A 21,523-nucleotide genomic window follows, 5' to 3' on the forward strand; every position below is an offset into this window, starting at 1 on the left:
TAAACTAAAGAGAGGACACAATGCAGGGTTCTGTAACAGAATTTCTTAAGCCACGTCTAGTTGACATCGAACAAATCAGCTCGACTCACGCAAAAGTAACTCTTGAGCCATTAGAGCGTGGCTTTGGTCATACTCTGGGTAATGCACTTCGCCGCATCCTTCTATCTTCTATGCCAGGTTGTGCTGTAACAGAAGTAGAAATTGAAGGCGTACTTCATGAGTACAGCACGAAAGAAGGCGTTCAAGAAGATATTCTTGAAATTCTTCTAAACCTTAAAGGTTTGGCTGTGCGCGTTGCCGAAGGCAAAGATGAAGTGTTCATTACTTTGAACAAATCAGGCTCGGGCCCTGTGGTTGCAGGTGACATCACCCATGATGGTGATGTAGAGATCGCTAACCCTGAACACGTAATTTGTCACCTAACGGATGACAACGCTGAGATCGCAATGCGTATCAAAGTTGAACGTGGTCGTGGTTATGTTCCAGCTTCTGCGCGTATCCATAACGAAGAAGACGAGCGTCCTATCGGTCGTCTACTAGTAGATGCTACTTACAGCCCAGTAGACAAAATTGCCTACGCTGTAGAAGCAGCTCGTGTAGAACAGCGTACTGATCTAGACAAGCTTGTTATCGATATGGAAACAAACGGTACTCTAGAACCTGAGGAAGCAATCCGTCGTGCAGCTACAATCCTAGCTGAACAATTGGATGCATTCGTAGATCTTCGTGATGTACGAGTTCCTGAGGAGAAGGAAGAGAAGCCAGAATTCGATCCGATCCTACTGCGTCCTGTAGACGATCTTGAACTAACAGTTCGCTCTGCTAACTGTCTGAAAGCAGAAGCGATTCACTACATCGGTGATCTAGTACAACGTACTGAGGTTGAGCTACTTAAAACGCCTAACCTTGGTAAAAAATCTCTTACTGAGATTAAAGACGTACTTGCGTCACGTGGTCTGTCTCTGGGCATGCGCCTAGAAAACTGGCCACCTGCATCAATCGCTGAAGATTAATCGATACTAGTTAGAAGGATTAGGTCATGCGCCATCGTAAGAGTGGTCGTCAACTCAACCGCAACAGCTCACATCGCAAAGCGATGTTCAGCAACATGGCTAGCTCTCTAGTACGTCATGAAGTTATCAAGACTACTTTGCCAAAAGCAAAAGAGCTACGTCGCGTAGTTGAGCCTTTGATTACACTAGCTAAGACTGACAGTGTTGCTAACCGTCGTCTAGCATTTGCACGTACTCGTGACAACGAAGTAGTTGCAAAACTATTTAACGAACTAGGTCCACGTTTTGCTGCTCGTCAGGGCGGTTACACTCGTATCCTAAAAGCTGGCTTCCGTGCTGGTGATAAAGCTCCAATGGCTTACATTGAGCTTGTAGATCGCCCAGCTGCTGAAGAAGCTGCTGAGTAATCAGTTCGTAAGAACGAGAAAGCCGAGCATTAGCTCGGCTTTTTTGTATCTGTAATTCAGTAAACCTTTATATCCAGCCTGCATTTATTTCAACCGATGCAGACTGGCAATTTAAAAAGTGATTATCACTTACGCTTATTTACTAGTATTCCACAACCCGCCCAACGAACTTAGAAGCCCTTCGCTAGCGCCTTGCTTGTTCAAGTAATCCAAGATTACTGGAGCAAACTGACTGATCATAGATGGGTCTAAACCTAACGTATCGAATGCACTTTTTACTGCACTGATATTCTCAATATTTCCTAGTAAGCTTTGTGCTCCTTGCAAGTTTGAAAGTCCAGGAATCAAAGACTGTAATTCACTACTATTTTCTTGCGAAAGCTGGCTTTGAGCCAAAGCGAGTAGTGCACCACTGCCTCCGGCTGCTTGCTCAGTGGATACTGGTAATTGGCTAGTTAGCATGTCTGTTAATGGAGACGACTCGGTGTTCAAGCTGCTGCCGACCATGTCCATCAGGCCACTTTCTTTACTTTTTTGAGTGACTGAATCTAAGAATGCGTGCGCACTACCAATGTTGATTGATAGGAGTGCTAGAGTTAGGAGTGTTTTACGCATAGTACCTCCAAAGGTTGAGCGTTTTTTAAAAGTGATTTTATTTTTAAAGGCTATCAGAGTGAAAGGTTCAGAGGTGAGAAAGTTTATTCAGTTTAGACAAAAAAACGGCGCTAGTGCGCCGTTTTATTTAATCATAATTGAAAATGGTTTCAATTAGATAATATCTAATAGTTCTACTTCGAAAACTAAAGCTGCAAATGGAGGGATAGCCGCACCAGCGCCACGCTCACCGTACGCAAGATCTTGTGGTACGTATAGCTTCCACTTAGAGCCAACAGGCATTAGTTGTAGTGCCTCTACCCAACCTTTGATTACACCTGTAACAGGGAATTCAGCAGGTTGACCGCGAGATACAGAGCTATCGAATACAGTACCGTCAGTTAGCTCACCGTGGTAGTGAACGCGAACTGAGCTTTCTGCTGTAGGAACTGCACCAGTACCTTCAGAAATGATTTCGTACTGAAGACCAGAGTCTAGAACGTTAACTTCAGGTCGTAGAGCGTTGTCTTTTAGGAACGCTTCGCCTTCTGCTGCCGCAATTTTTGCTGCTTCTTGGCGAGCTGTTTCTGCACGAGTGTGAAGTTCTTGTAGTGCTTTGTTGATTTCATCAATTTCGATTGATGGCATGTCACCAGTTAGTGCTGTTGCAATACCCGCTGCGATAGCATCAACGCTAAGACCTTCAAGACCAGAGCCTGCAAGTTGCTGACCCATTTGCAGACCAATGCCGTAGCTTGCTTTTTGTTCTGCAGTTTCAAATTTAATTTCAGACATGAATGTCGCTCTTATTAGGAGTGATAAAGGTAACAGGATATCAGTTTCGAGCTTAGGTTTAAATGATTGCGACTGAATGCTTAATTGAGGCGGCCAGGTTGTGACTTATCTCTTACTCCAAGTGAAATTTCTGCTAATTTAATCCCAATTCCATTTTAGTTTGGTGAAAAACATATACTCTCCGCGTCGGTATTTTTATACTGACCGTAGAAGTATTAAGGGACTCATTACAATGAATCGTCGCAGAAAGAAAAAGCAGCAAGTCGACTATGTCGAATTGGTTAAACAAAAATTCGCTGCTATCGACTGGAAGCAGCCGTTCAACAAAGAGCAATGGTTGGAGCGTATACAGCCTGTTAAGCAGTTTTGGTTGCGTCTGCCTAAATTTCATCAGCGTGCTTTGATGGTCTTAGTGCCATTGATTCTGGTACTCCTTGTTATTCCTTTGCCAAATAAAACAGATCAACCAGTTGAGCAGACTGAGGTCGATCATCAACGCGTAGCGATTGAGCTGAACGCGCAGAGTTTAAGCCAGCAGAGAACCTCTCAGAACTCTGGACCGAAATCTGAAGACTGGAAAGAGTACACGGTTAAAAATGGTGATACATTAGCGCAGGTTTTCAGAAGTAATCAGCTCTCTATGGCGGATCTTAGCGCTCTGGTCAAAATAGAAGGCAGTGATAAGCCGCTAAGCCAAATAAAGCAGGGACAGTTGATTCGCTTTAAGCTTAGTGACGAAGGCGAGTTAGATATGCTACAGCTGGAAAAAAGCGGGCGGTCCGTTATGTTTTTCCGTTTGTCGGATGGGACCTTTGGGCGTAACAAGTAAACGCTTCAAATGAAAAGACGCGAATATATCGCGTCTTTTTAGTTAGTTTTTTAATTCGATTAGTTTTCATAGTAACCAATCGAATTGAAACTTATAGCGCTACGGATTCTTTCCGCATATCCACATGAGGGATACCATCTTCAAGGTAGCACTCTGAGATAACCTTGAATCCATGACTTGCATAAAACTGGATGAGGTGTTCTTGAGCACCTATATCTATTGTCTGCCCTGGCCATAATGTTTCGCATTGTGCCAATGCCTTGTCCAATAACTTATGACCTAAGCCACCGCCTCGCGCGGTCTGCTTTGTCACCACTCGACCAATACTCACATTGTCATACGTAGTGCCTGCGGGCAGTAATCGTGCGCAAGCAACCAGTTCATCACCGTGATAGCCTATTAGATGATAAACGCCTTCGAGTGTGTCCTTACCATCAAGTTCAGGATAAGGGCAGGTTTGTTCAACAACGAATACATCCACACGCAATTTCATCATTTCATACAGCTGTGTGGTTGTTAGCTGAGCAAAGGGCAAAGTAATCCAAGTGAGCATGTTGTCATCCGTAATGAGAATAGAGTGACTGACTTTACTTTGTTTTGAGCTCATACTCATTAACAAAGGTTAATTAGCACTGGTTTTCCCACCAAATCTGGTGATAATGTGCCCTCTTTCCATCTCACCTGAGGATATCCCCGTGAGCAAACAAACATTCGATCAAGTAGGGCTTAACCCAGCGTTACTTGCCACACTTGATTCCCTGAACTATACCCACATGACGCCAATTCAAGCTTTGAGCTTGCCTGCAATCCTAAAACATCGTGATGTCATCGGGCAGGGTAAAACGGGCTCAGGTAAAACCGCTGCATTTGGTTTAGGGGTTTTATCGAACCTCAACGTCAAACGCTTTCGTGTCCAGTCATTAGTATTGTGTCCAACGCGTGAGCTTGCAGACCAAGTAGCGAAGGAAATTCGTACTTTAGGTCGCGGCATTCATAATATTAAAGTGCTTACTCTCTGCGGTGGGATGCCTATGGGGCCACAAATTGGTTCGCTGGAGCATGGTGCGCATATCCTAGTTGGTACTCCTGGTCGTATTTTGGATCACCTTGAAAAAGGCCGAATTGATCTTAGCGAACTGAATACCTTGGTGCTAGATGAAGCTGATCGCATGTTGGACATGGGGTTCCAAGACGCATTAGATGCAATCATCGATGCAGCGCCAAAGCAGCGTCAAACTCTACTTTTCAGTGCTACTTTTCCAGAAAAAATTGAGCAAATTGCGCAGCGTATAATGCAGACACCGGAAGTGATTAAGGTGGAATCGACGCATGATACCTCAAGCATTGCGCAGTACTTCTATAAAGTTGAAGGCTCGGAAGCACGTGATGAAGCATTGGCGAATTTGCTGCTGACTCACCAGCCAGAGTCCGCGGTGGTTTTTTGTAATACCAAAAAAGAAGTGCAAAGTGTCGCATATGAGTTGCATCACAAAGGATTCAGCGTTATCGATATCCATGGGGACTTAGAGCAGCGTGAACGCGACCAAGCATTGGTGCAGTTTGCTAACAAGAGTGTGTCTATCCTTGTTGCAACAGACGTTGCAGCGCGTGGTTTGGACGTTGATAATCTTGATGCTGTCTTTAACTTTGAGCTATCGCGCGATCCTGAGGTTCATGTGCACCGTATTGGTCGTACAGGTCGTGCGGGTAGTAAAGGTTTAGCGTTCAGCTTTTTTGGTGAGAAAGACGGTTTACGTGTAGCTCGTATTGAAGAATACCTAGAGATGGACGTGGTACCAGCAACATTGCCTGCCAAATCAAATCAGCAGCCATACCAAGCGAAGATGGTGACGATTAACATTGATGGCGGTAAGAAACAGAAAGTACGACCGGGTGATATTTTAGGTTGTCTGACAGGAAAAAATGGTATTCCAGGCTCTCAAGTCGGAAAGATCCATCTGTTCCCTGTGCGCGCTTATGTTGCCGTCGAAAAGTCTGTGGCTAAAAAGGCTCTACAAACCATTAGTAACGGCAAGATGAAAGGGCGCCAGTTCCGGGCGCGAATTCTTAAATAGCTCAAATAGCAGAGAAAAAGCTCTTCGTTTGAAGAGCTTTTTTCTTTTTTGAGTTTATTTGAGAGTGTGATCTTTGGTTAAGCGTGCTTTGATTCGACTCAAACTGATTGGTGTAATGCCCAGGTAGGCCGCAATTTGACTATCGGTAATACGTTGCTTTAAATCTGGGTAATGAGCGCAAAATAATTGATATCGTTCCTCTGGAGAGTAGAGCAACATAAAGCGTTCTTTATTCTCTTTATTAACCAGTTGGTTTTCGAGTAGCTTTAAGTAAATGGCGTGCTTTTCTGCTCGCCAGTGATGCAACGTTTCAATTGGCAAGCAAAATAGCTGACAAGCGCTCAGCGTTTCCAATAAGTAAGGCGAAGGTTGGTCCTTTATTATGCTCTCAAACCCGATAACCCAGTCCTTCTCCCAATAAAATTCTTTACTGAATTCTTTGCCGTGCTCAGTAAGATAGCTTGCGTGGCATAACCCCTCAATGATGAAGTAAAGGTGTGAGCTAAACTCCCCTTGGTGATTAAGAATGTGGCGTGTAGGCAGTTCGAGCAACTCACCATTTTCAATAAGTTGGTTTGCTTCTGTCTCTAAAAAGCCATGTTTGACTAAGTCTGAAAAAAGATCGCTGTGCATGTGATAACTCAGAAACGGTTTTCTTTATTTTAACGGGTTTTATTGATAACAAAAAAGCGGCTCATGAGAGCCGCTTAGTGTTGCTGTCAAATCAACCTTATTTATTCAAATCGATTTGATAAATCGCGAAACCAATGTCATCTGTTGACACGCGCTTCATTGGGTATTGTCCTTTCTCTTTGATGAATTGCGCCGCTTTATCGCTAGGGGAGGTTTCGAAACGAATATCTAGCTTGTTATCGGACTTAATCGGTGCGAAAGACCAGTTGTTGTCAGCGCTTGGTGTCACTTCTCCTTTTTCTTCACTCACGCGAGAAATATAAGTGGCGACGACAGAGCGGTTTTCATCTGGTGCGTCAAATGCAATGAAATCTGGGCCTGTACCAGGGAAAGTATTGCTATAAGCACGGTAGTTATTGGTTGCGATGATGAAATCTTGCTTCGGATTGACAGGCTTACCATTGAACGTCAGGTTCACAATACGCTGAGAATCCGGATTAATCACTTTACAATCCGCATCGTACTTCGGCGGTTGGGTAACGTCGATTTGGTAGTTAACCCCATCAATAACATCGAAGTTGTAAGTACGGAAATTATCCCAATCAATCAAAGATTGCGGTTTAGGATTGTTGATGTCGATGTGGTTGAATTGACCCGCACTGCACTCTAGCCATTCGCGAACTTCTTTACCTTTCACTTTCATCGCAACCAAGGTGTTTGGGTATAAGTAAAGATCGGCCGCATTACGGAAGGTGAGCTGACCGGATTCTACTTCTGTAAAGTTATTCGGATCGTTCTTACGACCGCCGACTTTAAATGGTGCTGCCGCACTCAGTACTGGAATGTCAGAAAGGTCTGGGTCGCCTTGAATAAAGCGTTCTACGTAGTCTTTCTGAGCAAGGTTAACGATTTGAATGGTGGGGTCGTCCTGCACTAATGCCAAGAAGCTGTACATGACATCATTTGCTTTGCCGATTGGTTGGTTTACAAATTCACGAGTGCCTTTGTGATCATCTTCTAACGCTTTCACAATATCTTCATCGGCTTTAGCTAATGACTTCTTATTTACTTTATCGAAGATAGGGCGTGCTTCTGCTTGGCCTTCGATGACTTGCCATCTGCCGTCTTTCTCTTTCAGCATCAAATCCATCACACCTACGTGACTTCCCCAGCGACCCGGCATCACGGACGTTATACCATTGATGGTCCCTTTATCTATATCAACACCAGGTAGGTTTGCGAAGTCTTTCCCTGGGAAGACGGCGTGAGAGTGGCCAAAAGCAATTGCATCAATACCTTCAACTTCTGTGAGGTAGTAAACAGAGTTTTCAGCGCCTAGCTTGTATGGATCAGTAGAAATGCCCGAGTGTGGAATCGCCACAATCACGTCTGCGCCTTCTTTCTTCATTTGAGGAATCAGTTTCTCTGCTGTTTCCTTAATGTCTTTAGCAAAGACTTTGCCTTCTAAGTTCTTCTTATCCCACACCATAATTTGTGGTGGTACAAAGCCGATGTAACCCACTTTTATTTGATGCGCTTCGCCGTTTGTGTCTTTAAATGTGTGAGTTTTGATGAGGTAAGGCTTGAAGTAATGCTCACCGGTTTGTTTATCAAATACGTTTGCATTGATGTAAGGGAAGTTTGCCCCCTTCAACGTCGTTTGTAGGAAATCTAAGCCATAGTTGAACTCATGATTGCCAATGTTGCCCACATCGTAGTCTAGCTTGTTCATCGCTTTGTAGACTGGGTGCACGTCGCCGGGATTAATCCCCTTTGCCGCCATGTAATCGCCCATTGGGCTGCCCTGAATTAAATCGCCGTTATCTACTAGTACCGTGTTTTCTGCCTCAGACTTAGCCTGTTTCACTATTGTCGCAGCGCGACTTAAACCGATTTGCTGTGATGGTTGGTCTTTGTAGTAATCGTAATCCATCACGTTGGTGTGAATGTCGGTGGTTTCGATAATACGAAGCTTGATGGTATCGGCCATTGCTGGGCCAGCAAGCGTTAGCATGCCACTTAATACTGCGAGGGAAATAGGATGAACTGCCACTTTCATTTGGTGCTCCAATTCAATGATAAGGGGAAATCGTACTGCGTAATGTATCAAACACAGGTGCAACTCGATGATAAAGATACAGAAAACTGTGAACATTAATCAGTTTACTGAACCTTATTCATATTAACCGCCGACTTTTTCACGCTTTTGAATGAGACCAAACAAAAACTTCTTAGCAGATTTTTGAATAAAAAATGAAATTTTAGAATTTCAGGTAATATAAACGCCCCGCCATAATGCTTGCATAACGATATCAATGGACGATGAGCAAGCACATGGCAACGAACGATTCAGTCACTTCTTTTCCTAAACCAAAGCCCCGGTTAGTTTCTGACAACCCAGTAGCTGGTGTTACTCGTTTTGCAAAGCAATCGCTACAGCCTGGTGAAGTCGCCTTAGTAGGTGCAGGACCAGGCGATCCTGAACTTCTGACGGTGAAAGCACTGAACTGCTTGCAGCAAGCTGATGTGGTTTTGTACGACTACTTGGTGTCTGAAGAAATCATGGCATTGATTCCAAGCGATACGATTTTGGTGTGCGTTGGGAAGCGAGCTGGGCATCACAGTGTGCCGCAGGAGAAGACGAATCAGCTTTTGGTGGATTTTGCCAAGCAGGGCTACAAAGTAGTGCGCATTAAAGGTGGGGATCCGTTTGTATTCGGTCGTGGTGGTGAAGAGTTAGAAGTGCTTGCTGATGCCGGCGTTCGTTTTCAAGTTGTCCCTGGCATTACCGCAGCAGCTGGCGCAACCGCTTATGCTGGTATTCCACTGACTCATCGTGATTATGCGCAATCGGCCATCTTTGTGACTGGCCACTTGAAAGAAGAAAGTGATGAGATGGATTGGTCCACGTTGGCGCGTGGGAATCAGACTTTAGTGATCTACATGGGGCTGATGAAATCACACTATATTCAGAATCAACTCATTAAGCATGGTCGTTCAGCGTCGACTCCGATTGCCATTATTGAGCGTGGCACGCAGATTCAACAAAAAGTATTTACGGGAGAACTCTCCCAACTCTCTGATTTATCGAAGGAAGCACAGTCGCCATCTTTGATTGTTGTCGGAGAGGTAGTGCGACTGTCTCAAAAGTTAGACTGGTTTTTGTCTAGTACTGAATTCAACAAAAGTGCTATTGCCAACTCCATATAATTTCAGACCAAAGATTAGAGACGTAATGCGCCTTCAAGCTTAAAAAGGAAATACAAAACATGGACCAACAACGTTTAACTCACCTTAAACAACTCGAAGCGGAGAGTATCCACATCATCCGTGAAGTTGCGGCTGAGTTTGATAACCCAGTCATGATGTATTCGATTGGTAAAGACTCATCAGTGATGCTGCACCTTGCGCGTAAAGCTTTTTACCCAGGTAAGATTCCATTTCCATTGCTGCATGTTGACACCGATTGGAAGTTCCGCGAGATGATTGAATTTCGTGATCGCACCGCGGCCAAATACGGTTTTGAGCTTTTGGTACATAAGAATCCAGAAGGTCTAGCCATGGGCTGTAGCCCGTTTGTTCATGGTTCTTCTAAGCACACTGACATCATGAAGACTCAAGGCTTAAAACAAGCGCTGAACAAGTACGGTTTTGATGCTGCCTTTGGTGGTGCGCGCCGCGACGAAGAGAAATCACGGGCGAAAGAGCGCGTGTATTCATTCCGCGATAAGAACCATACATGGGATCCTAAAAACCAACGTCCTGAGCTATGGAAGACGTACAACGGTCAGGTTAATAAGGGTGAGAGCATTCGTGTATTCCCACTGTCTAACTGGACTGAGCTTGATATCTGGCAATACATCTATTTAGAAAACATCGAGATCGTGCCGCTTTACCTCGCGGACAAACGCCCAGTTGTTGAACGCGATGGCATGCTGATCATGGTGGATGATGATCGTATGGAGCTTCAACCGGGTGAAGTGATTGAAGAGAAGAGCGTGCGCTTCCGTACCCTTGGTTGTTATCCATTGACCGGGGCCATCGAGTCTGAAGCAAACACTTTAACTGGCATTATCGAAGAGATGCTGGTGGCAACGTCGAGTGAGCGCCAAGGCCGAGCGATCGACCACGATCAGTCAGGATCGATGGAGCTTAAGAAACGTCAAGGTTACTTCTAAAGGATCTAAGGAAAGATAATGAACAGTGCAGTTGAAGCTCAATTAGCCGAGCTTGGTATCGAAGGCTATTTAACACAACACCAGTACAAGTCGTTACTTAGATTCTTGACTTGTGGCTCGGTGGATGACGGTAAAAGTACATTAATCGGTCGCTTACTCCATGACTCAAAACAAATTTATGAAGATCAGCTAGCGGCAGTGCATTCAGACAGCCAACGTGTGGGTACCACGGGTGAAAAGCCCGACCTTGCGTTGTTGGTCGATGGCTTACAAGCTGAGCGAGAGCAGGGGATCACGATTGATGTGGCTTACCGCTATTTCTCGACGCAGAAACGTAAATTCATCATTGCAGATACTCCTGGACACGAGCAGTACACACGTAACATGGCTACAGGCGCATCGACATGTGACTTAGCTGTGATTCTGGTTGATGCACGTAAGGGCATTCTCGATCAAACTCGTCGTCACTCTTTCATTTCCAACCTGTTGGGTTTGAAGCACTTTGTTGTGGCGATCAACAAGATGGACTTAGTGGATTACTCCCAAGAGCGCTTTGAAGAGATCCGCGACGAGTATTTGAAGTTCTCTGAGAATCTGACAGGGGATATTGATATTCAAATCATCCCGATCTCAGCGCTTGAAGGGGACAATGTGGTGGATAAAGGCCAAAACCTGACTTGGTTTAAAGGCCCATCATTGCTTGAGCTTCTTGAAACGGTCGATGTGGATCAAGAAAAAGGCGCGGGTGAATTCCGCTTCCCTGTGCAATACGTTAATCGTCCTAACCTCGATTTCCGTGGTTTTGCGGGGACCATTTCTTCTGGTTCGATCAAAGTCGGTGATGCCATTAAAGCATTGCCATCGGGTAAAACGTCAACAGTGGCACGTATTGTGACCTTTGATGGTGATATCGAAGAAGCTCGTGCCGGATTAGCTGTCACTCTGACGCTAAGCGATGAGATCGATATTAGCCGTGGCGATTTGATTGTTCTAGATAATGCTCAAGTGGAAACCACAAACCATTTGCTTGCCGATGTGGTGTGGATGACAGAGCAACCCCTGCAACCGGGTCGTGACTATGACATCAAAATCGCAGGTAAGAAAACCGTAGGTCATGTTGAAGCGATTCGTCATCAATATGACATTAATAATCTCTCGACTCATAGCTCGGCAGAGCTGCCATTGAATGGTATTGGTTTGTGTGAATGGTCTCTTAATGAGTCAGTTGCGCTGGACAATTATCAAGACTGTGCAGATACCGGTGGCTTTATCATTATCGATCGTCTGACAAACGTGACGGTTGGTGCCGGCATGGTTAAAGAGAGCCTCGCCGTGGTTGAGCGCGATCTGACGGACATCTCTGCGTTTGAAGTTGAGCTTAATGCGCTTGTCCGTAAACACTTCCCACACTGGGAAGCAAAAGACGTCAGCCAGTTTCTGAAAAAGTAACTGGCTTACCCAAGTACGATAATTTCAGGCTCTGTCTGCTGTTGTACTTGGGGCGTCGCTACCTAACTGAATTGCGAAATGTCGTTAGGTATTCTCCTAATACCAGAATGCTTCGGTGGAGCCCAAGAAAACCGAGCATTCTGATGTTCTTTTCGCTTGCGCTGATTTTTGTCTGTTTACTCGTTTGTCGGTGTTTCATGGATAAATGAGTCGTTGTTGTGCCCTTTGGGGCTATTTGGTAAGGAAAGGCTATGTGGGAACAAGGGTTTGTGTTAGCGATTTTGCTTGGCATTATCACTTGCTTGCTTGTCACGAAAATTAAGCCTAGTTACGTCTTTGCGGGTGCCGCTTTTATTGCATTCATGGCTGGGATGATGGATTCAGCCACTATCGCATCCAATTTTACCAACTCTTCATTGTTAACCCTGGTTCTATTGATTCTTGCATCCTGTGCTCTAGAAAAAACACTGCTGATCAGTTGGGTGAGCCGAAGTATCTCTGAGGGCCAGTTAGGCAGCGTGATTGCTAAGCTCGGTGTATCGACCGCCTTGCTCTCTTCATTTACGAATAATACCGCTGTGGTTGTTTCATTGATTGGGGCGATTAAGCGTAATCAGCAGCATGCACCTTCGAAATTACTTATCCCCTTGTCTTACGCCGCCATTTTTGGTGGCACATTAACTTTGATTGGTACGTCGACTAACTTAATCATCAACAGCTTTGTCGAAGACGCAGGCTTACCGAGCCTGAGCTTTTTTACACCTACGATGATAGGTTTGGCTGTGCTGGTGGGAGGGATGCTGATTCTTATTCCACTGAGCTACTTGCTACCGAATTATGATGATCAAAACCAAGAAGATTTACCTTACTTTCTTGAGTCTCGCGTTGAGCCTGGCTCACCGCTAGTTGGGCGTACGATCAGCGAGAATAATTTACGTGCGCTGCGCAAACTGTTTCTTGCAGAAGTGGTGCGCGATGGTGTTACTGTTTCTTCTGTGGGACCGGATTTTGTGCTCAACGCAAAAGACCGCCTGTTATTTTGTGGCGATGTTGAGAGCGTCGCGACCCTGCAAGAAATTCCGGGCCTCAAGTTGTTTGGTCAGCAGCACTTAAATGGGCAAAACTTTATCGAAGTTGTGGTGAGCTCGTCGGCGACATTTTGCTACAAAACCCTCAAAGAGAGCCGATTCCGCGACCGATTCGATGCCGTTGTTGTGGCGATTCGCCGAGGCCACGAACGCCTAGAAGGTGGCTTGGGTAGTATTACCTTAGCGCCAGGAGACACGTTAGTTCTGGTTCCAGGAAAGCGTTTTGAGTCTGAACGCCGAGCTCATCGTAAAGAGTTTGTTTTAGTGCATGACTTGGACTCTAGCGCTCGGCTTGATACGAATAAGTCTTCTATTGTATTACTGGGCTTTGCAGCCGTAATTGGATGCGCTCTATTAGAGTTAGTACCGATTATTAAAGGTCTAGCTGCGTACCTTATCGCGCTTATTGCGTTTGGTATTGTGCAGATTTCAGAACTGCGCCGCCGTTTTCCGATCGATATCGTCGTGATTGTCGGTTCCGCTTTGTCTATTGCTCAACTGATGATCTCTTCTGGATTGTCAGAAAGAATGGGAGTGATGTTTATTGAAGCGTTTAATGGCTGGGGAGTATTTGGTGCCTTGGTGGCGACTTATATCATGACATTGGTACTCACTGAATTGGTGACAAACAATGCCGCGGCTGCGCTTTCTTTTCCTATCGGCTATAGCATGGCGGTGGGTTATGGCGTGGATCCGATGCCATTCATCATGGCGGTTTTGTTCGGCGCGAGTGCGAGCTTTATCTCTCCCTACGGTTACCAAACTAACCTGCTGGTGTACAGCATAGGAAATTACAAATTGACCGACTACGTGAGAATTGGAGTGCCAATTTCGATTGTGTACTCTGTATTAGTACTTACTTTGATCCCGGTCTTTTTCCCGTTTTAATTCCGATATTTACAAGGATACGTTATGACTGCCGAAACGACGGTAAAAGATGAAAACATTGTTTGGCACCAGCATTCGGTTGATAAACAGTTTCGTGCTGAATTAAAGAAGCAAAAACCTGCCGTATTGTGGTTCACTGGCTTATCTGGAGCGGGTAAATCAACCGTAGCGGGGGCGTTGGAAAATCGCCTTGCAGCATTGGGTTACCACACCTATTTATTGGATGGTGACAATGTACGACATGGTTTGTGTAGCGATTTAGGTTTTTCTGAACAGGACCGTCGCGAGAACATTCGTCGTATTGGTGAACTGGCGAAGTTGATGGCAGATGCGGGTTTAATTGTTCTGTCGGCGTTTATTTCACCGCATCGTGCAGAGCGGAAGTTAGTGCGCGATTTATTGCCAGAAGGCGAGTTTATCGAAGTGTATGTCAATGCATCTCTAGAGGTTTGCGAAGGTCGAGATCCTAAGGGTTTATACCGTAAAGCCCGTGCGGGAGAGATTCCTAATTTCACTGGTATTGATTCGGAATATCAAGCGCCAGAGAACCCTGAAATCGATTTGCCCGCGGGAGAAAAGAGTGTCGATGAGCTGGTGGATTTGTGCTTAATCGATCTTAAACAACGCGGTGTGATCCGATAAAAAAGCATTTAGATCATAGGTGACCTAAAGCTCTTTGAGCAGCTGGAGAAGTATTTGGATCATAGGTAGCCAAATGCTTCTCAAGCTGGCTAGACGGTATGATGAACCGTACTTTTAGCTTCACTATGGACACTAAATCTATGATTTAACAGTGCAAGCATTTGATCGTAGTATTCGGCATGTGGTTTGTTTCCGAGCAAGGTACAGAGCTCATTGCCTGTGGGTGTGAAGCGGTAATATAAAAGGCGGACACCTTTACTGTTTACGTTCAGTGACAAGTTTTTACCTTGGTAGGTGAGGACCAACGGTGTCTCGATACTAATTTCGCCAGATTCAAGTTCGGCACTGTGCAGCAGCCCTAATTCAATTAAGAGCAACAAGCTTGAATACGGCAGTTGAAAACTTCCCATATTTAGGCTGTTAGCGACGTCTCGCTTGCCGAAGCTAAATATGCCTCCTTGCGCTTTGTAACCAATCAGCAGTTTTCTGCTGTGATCCCCTCCAAAACTGCACGCTAAAGAGGCGGCTCTTTGCAGAGTTTGTGCTTCCTTTGGTGACATATCCTTGAGGGTTTTCAACGCTTTCATGGACGTTGAACCCGGATTGGTCACTTCACGCTTCATCACTTGAGCCCATAGCTTTTGCATCGCGCTGTTATGGATGTCTTGAGCCATCTCAAAAAATCGATGCAACCAATCTTGGTCTGGCTCTCCCGCTGTCTCATCTCGGCATGAACTGTGCGCTAATTTTAAAATCTGTTCTAAGTTTTTTTGTCGCTGTTCTTGGCGTCTTTGCTCTCGCAATTGGGCTCTTTCAAACGCAGATTTGGCTGGCGGGCCGGTTTGCAGTAAGGCGTCAAGACCGTGTATTTGGGCAATGGTTTTTACCTTACTAGCACTGTCTTTTATGTAGCCTTGTTTCTTTTCTTGTTGCGTATTTTTTTTTGTGTCTGACTGATGTTCGATGACAACAGGTTGCTTTGTCGGGTCTGCCATTCGTTTTCCTACCAAGAACTGCGCGGTTCGCACGTTTAAATTTACACCTTATCTGACCAAGCGACCAGACAGGAGTTCTCAGTTTTTGAACGAATAGGGCTATTCAAAATGATAATGAGTTGTTAAAATTGTTATCGTTATTTTGGAGGGGCTATGAAGTTCTCAGAAGCAGGTAAACTCAAAAAGCACCTGTCGATAGCGTTTCTTTTGGTTATTTATGTGGGCGTATTAGCGTATTTATCTCGTTATATCGTGTAGCACAAAGCTAAAAAAGGCGCCAGTGTGACGCCTTAGGTGTAGCGAGGCTTATCGACGACTTAAATTACATATCGTCGTAGGCTTCTATTTCTGATCCCTCAATAACGTAAGCCGTTTCTGCTAGTTCGTGGTTTATCGTCTCGGTTTTCAACGTTCCAACCACATATATAACATCCCACAACTCTTGAACAGGCGCGCCTTTCGGAAACTTCACGTAAATGATCTGGTTTGGAGGCGGTGGTGGCACGTGAATACAAGCTCCAAAGTATGGCACTAATAAAAACTCGGTGACGGTATCGGCATCACCTTCAAGTGGGATAACAAACCCTGGAATTTTAACTTGGCTTCCGTTCAGTTCTGGTCGAACATTACCAATCTTGGACTGCTGCGCTGCGCCACCACTGTGATCAGATGCAGGCATGCCTATACTGTCGAACAATTTACGCTCTTTTTCTGGAACAAGGTCAATCCAGTCAAGCTTCAATGGTTCTTCGCTGGCCATAACAGGCGCTGTGAATGCGACGACCAGCAAGCAACTTGCGAGTATTTTTTTCCACATTTTATTAAATCCTTATTGTCATTCCGTCACTCAGTGACTGTCGGTAGGCGCGGAGTGCGGGAATGAAACCAATCACAATACCAGCGCATTGTACGAAACCTAATAGCATCCACTCATAAGTAGATAAGATGCTTAAGGTGAGATGTATTCCATAGTGCTGTTGGATGATCGGCTGCGCGATAGCAAGAATGGCATACAGCCCAGTAACGCCAGTAATAATACCAGCAGCAGTAAGCAAGCTAGCTTCACTAATTAAGAGTGAGAAAACATGACGAGGCCTTGCTCCCATGGCACGCAAAATCGCCATTTCACGGCGGCGTTCCTGTAGGCTAGTTAATAGACTGCTTAACATACCTAACAACCCTGCAATCACGACAAAACCAGATACTGCCATTAGGGCTTGCTCTGCAACCGACATCATTCCCCATAACTCATGCAACGCAACGCCGGGCATAATGGCGCTAAGCGGCTCTTTGGGGTAGGTGTTAATTTGTCTTTGCAGGGCGAAAGTTTGAATACGAGATTTCAAACCAACGAGCATAGCGGTAATTTGTTTGGGCTGAAAGTCTCTGTTTTTGAGATCTTGTGCCTTGGGTGTCGGGCCCAAACGCGCACCACTTTCCCACCCAACGTGAATGGCTTCGATGGCTTCCAATGATACATGGACAGTTTTGTCGACTGGTGTTCCTGTAGGTGCAAGGATACCGACAACTTTAAATGGCAGATTGTCATGACGGCTAAAGCCAACGTCGCTAATGCCGTGGGCAATGATGATTTCGCTACCGATATCATAACCAAGTTGTTTAGCGACATCAGAACCTAGTACGGTTTCAAATAAACCATTGAATTCTCTACCCTTGCTGAATGTTAGTGGTTGCTTACTTCCAAACTTGTAATGCTCAAAGTAACTGTGATTGGTTCCCATAACTCGGAAGCCTTTATGCGAGTCGCCAAGCGAGATTGGAATAGCCCAATCGACTGAACGATGATTGGCAAACTCTTGGTAGCTTTTCCAATCGATGTTGTTGGTCGCATTACCAATACGAAACACAGAATAGAGCAATAGGTTCACTTGCCCAGAGCGTCCACCAATAATGAGGTCTGTGCCTGAAATTGTATTGGCGAAGCTATCCTTGGCTTGAGTTCGGATACGCTCGACGCCCAAGAGGAGTACCACTGAAATCGCAACGGTCATGATGGTTAGAATTGCCGTCGCTTTGCGGTTCATCAAGCTCTTCCAGGCGAGCTTTACAACAGCACTCATGATATGGCTCCTAGGCTAGATACTTGATTAATGTCGGGTAGATTGAGCGTGCGATCGAATAAGGGTTCGAGTGTTGGGTCGTGGCTAACGAATACCAGTGTGGCATTGGCTTGATTCGCTTGCTCCATGAGGAGCTCAATAAATGCCTTACGATTGTCATAGTCTAAAGCTGAGGTTGGTTCGTCAGCGATCACTAACTCTGGATGTCCTATCAGAGCTCGAGCCGCAGCCACACGTTGTTGTTGACCAATACTCAATTCAGAGACAGGGCGTGTATGAAGCTCGTTTGGCAAGTGCAGTCGTTCTAGTAGGGCCTGAGCCTGTTCATTTAATGTTTGAGATGAGGCACCTAAATGGGCACGGTCACGTCGAGTTTTACTGAACTGACATGGCAATAATACGTTTTCAAGTACGTTAAGGTACGGCAATAAATTGAACTGTTGAAAGATGTAGCCAATATGATTGGCGCGAAAGCGGTCTCTCTGACTGGCACTTAAACTAGCAAGGTCAGTATCGAGTACAGATAGAGAGCCTGAAGTTAATGTGTTAATCCCCGTCAACAAAGCGAGCAAGGTCGATTTACCGCAGCCACTTGGACCTTTGATAAACACATGCTCGCCTTGTGTAATGTGTAATTTGGGGATGTGGATGGTTGGGTTGGTTGAACCGGGCCAGAAAAATTGGGCATCCTCTAGCTCGACAACATTTGGTGTGGTTTCAGTCATATTAAATCACCAAAGCTGTGGCGTGTAAGTGGGTACTCACACGCCACTCGTGTTATTTGATTACGATTTGGGTGTTATCTTTGCTTAATTTAATTGCTGATTGCATGGTATCAGTGAATATATTGACGCTGATGGACTCTGTAGTTGGGAATTGGTTAAACCAATCGGTTTGGATTTGGCTAAGCTGATTAACTTGTTCGCAACTGAAGCGATATTGCACCGAAAATTCACCGTGACCGCCATGATCGTGCGCCTCATCATGATCGTCATGGTGGTCATGTTTATCATGATGTTCATTATGATCATGGTGTTCGTGCCCTTCATGATCGTGATGTGCATGGTCATCATGGTCGTGCTCACTATGATCATGTTCCTCATGAGTTTCGCTTAGGTTGTGGCTCACGTAAGCTTCTTCAACATTACAATCAGCTTGTGAGTTAATAGCGAACAATGCGTTGCTGTCTTCGAGTGTAGCGACAGCTTGTTTAAGCGCTTGCTCTTGTTGCGCGTTTTCTGGAGCATGTTCGAAACCCACAACATCAGCTCCAGGAGCTGTGATCTCTACTAACAGATCTTTGCCATCTTGGGCGATATTAAACTCGACGTGACCATGCACATGAGCACCATGCTGGCGGTATTCGTTTGCATTCGCTGCTGTTGATAAAGTGAGGCCAATAGCAAGGGCTAAAACGTGTTTTGATGACATTGTATTTTTCCTAATTTTACTGGCATTAACCAAAGGCGGTATTGCTCAGATTCGAGTTTCACTAAGTTATTATTCCTGACACACTAGGTGCGGAAATGAACTCAATAATTTTGAGTGTGGAATAGTTTGGAAATTAAGCAAAATAAGGAGGGGCACGAGCAGCGCCAAGAACTTCTTCGCCGTACACGAGATGCAAAAAAACATGATGATGCTGGGCGCGCGTAAAAGTCGGTGTAGAGAGGGTAGGTTGTACCTTTGCTATACCGTGCTGAACACCAGAAAATAATTGGCAATGATGATGGGTATGATGGTCGGGCGTCAGATCGACTTGATGAAGTACAACCGCAAAGTTCCAAGCGATCAGCAACGCAACACTGAAAAATAAAGCAGTGCGATACCAATATCTTAGTATTTTTTGCTGGTGGTGGTACATCTGAGCTCCTCTTACCGACTGTTATAATATAACACCCATAATGAGTAAAAGTTCACTCTTTTGTTGGTTAGCAGAAAAATTTAACTCAACACATACGTGCCGAAAAATATTGGTAATACTCTCTGATGGAAGTGTCGCACTTATAAAGAGCAGAGTTGTCACTGCCCATGCTTCTAATCAAATTCATATAGCTCCTTACAACAAGAACAAGGAGCCATTCAATGAAGCTAGATGTTCTGTTTAATAAGCTCAATAACTTTTGTTATCTCATCTTGCTCAAGTGCGCCCTCTTTGACAAACAGAACTTTGCCCGTTTTGTCTTGAACAATAATAGCCGAGCTTTCTTCTTTCAGGTCCCAAGTATTAGCAACTACGCCATTTTCATCAAGAACCATGGATGACCAAGGAAACTCTTTTTTGCTGTCTTGAGCTGAAGACTTCACGAAAGAGCCTGTCCCCCAAATTGCATCATCTTGGTTGATGATAGTCGTCGTCTGGTAGCTTTCTTGTGGAAAATTTTCCGCTGTTATTGCTGACATTAAAGGGGCATTCATTTCTTTTGAACTGCTACGGCCTGCGATGGCTTGAATAACACGAACTTTGCCTTGCATATGTTGAGTTGTCCAGGGTTGGTATGCAACGCCTTCGCCTTGTAAAACAATCTCGCCGTAAGCGGCAACATTGACAGGAGGAACGCTTTTACCCACTGACAAGTTGTGTGCAAAGGTCAAGCTTGGCGTTAAGGCCAATAGCAGAGGTAGGAGAGTCTTAGTTTTCATATTGTTATATTCCGTACGAGGTTTGGAAGCTTCCAGTATATATCCAGATCCTAGAAATTTGTAGGACCGTTGATAACATTTATTTAACGTATGGAGTGGTGTAATCTTGCGTTATATTTAGAATTTGCTAAAATGAGTCCCGTCGCAAATTGCGCATTAAGATTGCAGAGGAAAAATAAGCAATCCGTGTTTTCTCAAAGGAATTGAGGTGAGTTATGCTACGTGAGTTTGCTGTGTATCGACCATTACAAGTGGCCCGTTTTGTTAAAACGTTGTTCAAAGGTCAGTTTTTTATTGTCGGGGTTGGCTGTTTTCAGTTCGACAATGGCAAAGTGTTACTACCTGATGTCAACGATCATAAAAGGCTCACCATCTTTAAAGAAGTCAACCAAGTGATAGCATCATTATCGGCTTAGTTAGCTTGGTACCAACTTAGATTTAGAAAAGAGCGACCATATCGGTCGCTCTTTTTGTTGTTGGTTAGGTTTATCCTTGGAGGCTTGGTGGGAAGCAAACTCCCGTTCCTCCGATGCCACAGTAACCATCAGGGTTTTTCGCCAAATATTGCTGGTGGTAGGTTTCCGCAAAGTAATACGGACCTGCTGGTTGTATTTCGGTGGTGATGTTCGCGCGCTGCTCTTCTTGCAGTGCTTGCTGATACAAGAGTTTCGATTTCTCTGCGCTCTCGAGCTGCTCCGTCGAATAAGTGTAAATTGCAGAACGATATTGAGTACCTAAGTCGTTACCTTGACGCATTCCCTGAGTTGGGTCGTGTTTTTCCCAAAAAACAGCCAGTAGCTTTTCTAATGAGATGAGGCGTTCATCGAAAACGACTCGTACGACTTCTGTATGACCCGTTTTACCTGTACAGACCTCTTCATACGTGGGATTGGGTGTGTACCCCCCAGCGTAACCGACCGAAGTAGATACAACGCCGTCGAGTTGCCAAAATACGCGCTCAGCGCCCCAAAAACAGCCCATTCCGAGCAAAATCTGCTGTTGGTGTGACGCCAGTGGCGCCTTTAGGTTAGATTTATTTACAAAATGATGATCGTCAATCTGCATTGGTTGATCTCTACCTGGCAAGGCATCTTCTATACTGATCAATGTTTGTTTGTTGAGCATGGTATTTGTCCTTCAATACGTGTCTTAAATTTGCGAACTTTTTCATTTCGTCTGTATCTGATGCTGTGATGACATAGACCGCGTTAAA

General features: G+C 44.9%; 23 protein-coding genes. 10 read left to right on the forward strand and 13 right to left on the reverse strand.

Going from position 1 to position 21,523, the window contains the following annotated elements:
- Positions 1–20: 20 nt before the first annotated feature.
- Positions 21–1,013 carry a DNA-directed RNA polymerase subunit alpha gene (locus R7Q48_RS16890; RefSeq protein ID WP_005383143.1) on the forward strand — a complete coding sequence of 331 codons (993 nt, stop codon included), beginning with the start codon at positions 21–23 and terminating at the stop codon, positions 1,011–1,013.
- Between the two features lie 26 nt (positions 1,014–1,039).
- Positions 1,040–1,420, forward strand: coding sequence for a 50S ribosomal protein L17 (rplQ, locus tag R7Q48_RS16895; RefSeq protein ID WP_005383141.1), 381 nt, complete (start codon positions 1,040–1,042; stop codon positions 1,418–1,420).
- 135 nt (positions 1,421–1,555) lie between these two features.
- Here the strand turns inward: rplQ and R7Q48_RS16900 are convergent, their stop codons facing one another.
- Both R7Q48_RS16900 and R7Q48_RS16905 read right to left on the reverse strand, forming a co-directional pair.
- Positions 1,556–2,035 (reverse strand): DUF2780 domain-containing protein, encoded by a 480-nt coding sequence (locus R7Q48_RS16900; RefSeq protein ID WP_017820297.1) that lies wholly within the window; start codon positions 2,033–2,035, stop codon positions 1,556–1,558.
- 153 nt (positions 2,036–2,188) lie between these two features.
- Entirely contained in the window at positions 2,189–2,809 is a 621-nt protein-coding gene (locus R7Q48_RS16905; RefSeq protein ID WP_005383137.1) for an FKBP-type peptidyl-prolyl cis-trans isomerase, read from the reverse strand.
- A gap of 232 nt (positions 2,810–3,041) precedes the next feature.
- Here R7Q48_RS16905 and R7Q48_RS16910 point away from each other — a divergent pair, with 232 nt between their 5' ends.
- Entirely contained in the window at positions 3,042–3,638 is a 597-nt protein-coding gene (locus R7Q48_RS16910; protein ID WP_017820296.1) for a LysM-like peptidoglycan-binding domain-containing protein, read from the forward strand.
- 91 nt (positions 3,639–3,729) lie between these two features.
- Here the strand turns inward: R7Q48_RS16910 and R7Q48_RS16915 are convergent, their stop codons facing one another.
- Positions 3,730–4,191, reverse strand: a complete 462-nt coding sequence (locus R7Q48_RS16915) for a GNAT family N-acetyltransferase (protein ID WP_017820295.1) — start codon at positions 4,189–4,191, stop codon at positions 3,730–3,732.
- Between the two features lie 142 nt (positions 4,192–4,333).
- Between R7Q48_RS16915 and dbpA the strand changes: the two genes are divergently transcribed.
- Entirely contained in the window at positions 4,334–5,713 is a 1,380-nt protein-coding gene (gene dbpA, locus R7Q48_RS16920) for an ATP-dependent RNA helicase DbpA (RefSeq protein WP_256903153.1), read from the forward strand.
- Between the two features lie 54 nt (positions 5,714–5,767).
- Here dbpA and R7Q48_RS16925 read toward each other — a convergent pair whose 3' ends face one another.
- Together R7Q48_RS16925 and cpdB are read right to left on the reverse strand one after the other, a co-directional pair.
- Positions 5,768–6,346, reverse strand: coding sequence for a Crp/Fnr family transcriptional regulator (locus tag R7Q48_RS16925; RefSeq protein WP_017820293.1), 579 nt, complete (start codon positions 6,344–6,346; stop codon positions 5,768–5,770).
- A gap of 97 nt (positions 6,347–6,443) precedes the next feature.
- On the reverse strand, positions 6,444–8,405 hold the full coding sequence (cpdB, locus tag R7Q48_RS16930) for a 2',3'-cyclic-nucleotide 2'-phosphodiesterase (RefSeq protein ID WP_256903152.1): 1,962 nt from the start codon (positions 8,403–8,405) through the stop codon (positions 6,444–6,446).
- Between the two features lie 275 nt (positions 8,406–8,680).
- Here cpdB and cobA point away from each other — a divergent pair, with 275 nt between their 5' ends.
- The 5 genes from cobA to cysC all read left to right on the forward strand — a co-directional run bounded on the left by cobA (position 8,681) and on the right by cysC (position 14,591).
- Positions 8,681–9,556 carry a uroporphyrinogen-III C-methyltransferase gene (gene cobA / locus R7Q48_RS16935; protein ID WP_031780800.1) on the forward strand — a complete coding sequence of 292 codons (876 nt, stop codon included), beginning with the start codon at positions 8,681–8,683 and terminating at the stop codon, positions 9,554–9,556.
- Positions 9,557–9,615: 59 nt separating this feature from the next.
- Positions 9,616–10,524 carry a sulfate adenylyltransferase subunit CysD gene (gene cysD / locus R7Q48_RS16940; protein ID WP_005379592.1) on the forward strand — a complete coding sequence of 303 codons (909 nt, stop codon included), beginning with the start codon at positions 9,616–9,618 and terminating at the stop codon, positions 10,522–10,524.
- An 18-nt stretch (positions 10,525–10,542) separates the two neighbouring features.
- Positions 10,543–11,973, forward strand: a complete 1,431-nt coding sequence (gene cysN, locus R7Q48_RS16945) for a sulfate adenylyltransferase subunit CysN (protein WP_017633444.1) — start codon at positions 10,543–10,545, stop codon at positions 11,971–11,973.
- Positions 11,974–12,224: 251 nt separating this feature from the next.
- Positions 12,225–13,949: an SLC13 family permease gene (locus R7Q48_RS16950; protein WP_064368953.1), complete on the forward strand. Its 1,725-nt coding sequence runs from the start codon at positions 12,225–12,227 to the stop codon at positions 13,947–13,949.
- A gap of 24 nt (positions 13,950–13,973) precedes the next feature.
- Positions 13,974–14,591: an adenylyl-sulfate kinase gene (gene cysC, locus R7Q48_RS16955; protein ID WP_005379598.1), complete on the forward strand. Its 618-nt coding sequence runs from the start codon at positions 13,974–13,976 to the stop codon at positions 14,589–14,591.
- A gap of 89 nt (positions 14,592–14,680) precedes the next feature.
- On the opposite strand, the gene R7Q48_RS16960 is transcribed toward cysC, so the two are convergent.
- The 7 genes from R7Q48_RS16960 to R7Q48_RS16990 all read right to left on the reverse strand — a co-directional run bounded on the left by R7Q48_RS16960 (position 14,681) and on the right by R7Q48_RS16990 (position 20,310).
- Entirely contained in the window at positions 14,681–15,586 is a 906-nt protein-coding gene (locus R7Q48_RS16960; protein ID WP_064368954.1) for a TIGR03899 family protein, read from the reverse strand.
- Between the two features lie 322 nt (positions 15,587–15,908).
- On the reverse strand, positions 15,909–16,403 hold the full coding sequence (locus R7Q48_RS16965; RefSeq protein ID WP_005379600.1) for a DUF3299 domain-containing protein: 495 nt from the start codon (positions 16,401–16,403) through the stop codon (positions 15,909–15,911).
- Between the two features lie 4 nt (positions 16,404–16,407).
- Positions 16,408–17,667 (reverse strand): ABC transporter permease, encoded by a 1,260-nt coding sequence (locus R7Q48_RS16970; RefSeq protein ID WP_005379602.1) that lies wholly within the window; start codon positions 17,665–17,667, stop codon positions 16,408–16,410.
- Positions 17,664–18,392: an ABC transporter ATP-binding protein gene (locus tag R7Q48_RS16975; RefSeq protein WP_053303340.1), complete on the reverse strand. Its 729-nt coding sequence runs from the start codon at positions 18,390–18,392 to the stop codon at positions 17,664–17,666. Before R7Q48_RS16975 ends, R7Q48_RS16970 begins: the two co-directional genes overlap by 4 nt.
- A 52-nt stretch (positions 18,393–18,444) precedes the next feature.
- Entirely contained in the window at positions 18,445–19,098 is a 654-nt protein-coding gene (gene zrgA, locus R7Q48_RS16980) for a zinc uptake protein ZrgA (RefSeq protein WP_017820285.1), read from the reverse strand.
- A gap of 133 nt (positions 19,099–19,231) precedes the next feature.
- The gene (locus tag R7Q48_RS16985; protein ID WP_080996158.1) at positions 19,232–19,531 is read right to left on the reverse strand and encodes a DUF2607 family protein; all 300 of its coding nucleotides are present in this window, start codon (positions 19,529–19,531) and stop codon (positions 19,232–19,234) included.
- A 227-nt stretch (positions 19,532–19,758) separates the two neighbouring features.
- A complete protein-coding gene (locus R7Q48_RS16990; RefSeq protein WP_256903150.1) occupies positions 19,759–20,310 on the reverse strand; it encodes a YtfJ family protein in 552 nt (183 codons plus the stop codon).
- Positions 20,311–20,525: 215 nt separating this feature from the next.
- Between R7Q48_RS16990 and R7Q48_RS16995 the strand changes: the two genes are divergently transcribed.
- Positions 20,526–20,726, forward strand: coding sequence for a DUF1107 domain-containing protein (locus R7Q48_RS16995; RefSeq protein ID WP_005379612.1), 201 nt, complete (start codon positions 20,526–20,528; stop codon positions 20,724–20,726).
- Positions 20,727–20,796: 70 nt separating this feature from the next.
- Here R7Q48_RS16995 and msrA read toward each other — a convergent pair whose 3' ends face one another.
- Entirely contained in the window at positions 20,797–21,435 is a 639-nt protein-coding gene (gene msrA, locus R7Q48_RS17000; protein ID WP_206971388.1) for a peptide-methionine (S)-S-oxide reductase MsrA, read from the reverse strand.
- Positions 21,436–21,523 lie beyond the last annotated feature (88 nt).

Source organism: Vibrio sp. 378, assembly GCF_033339435.1.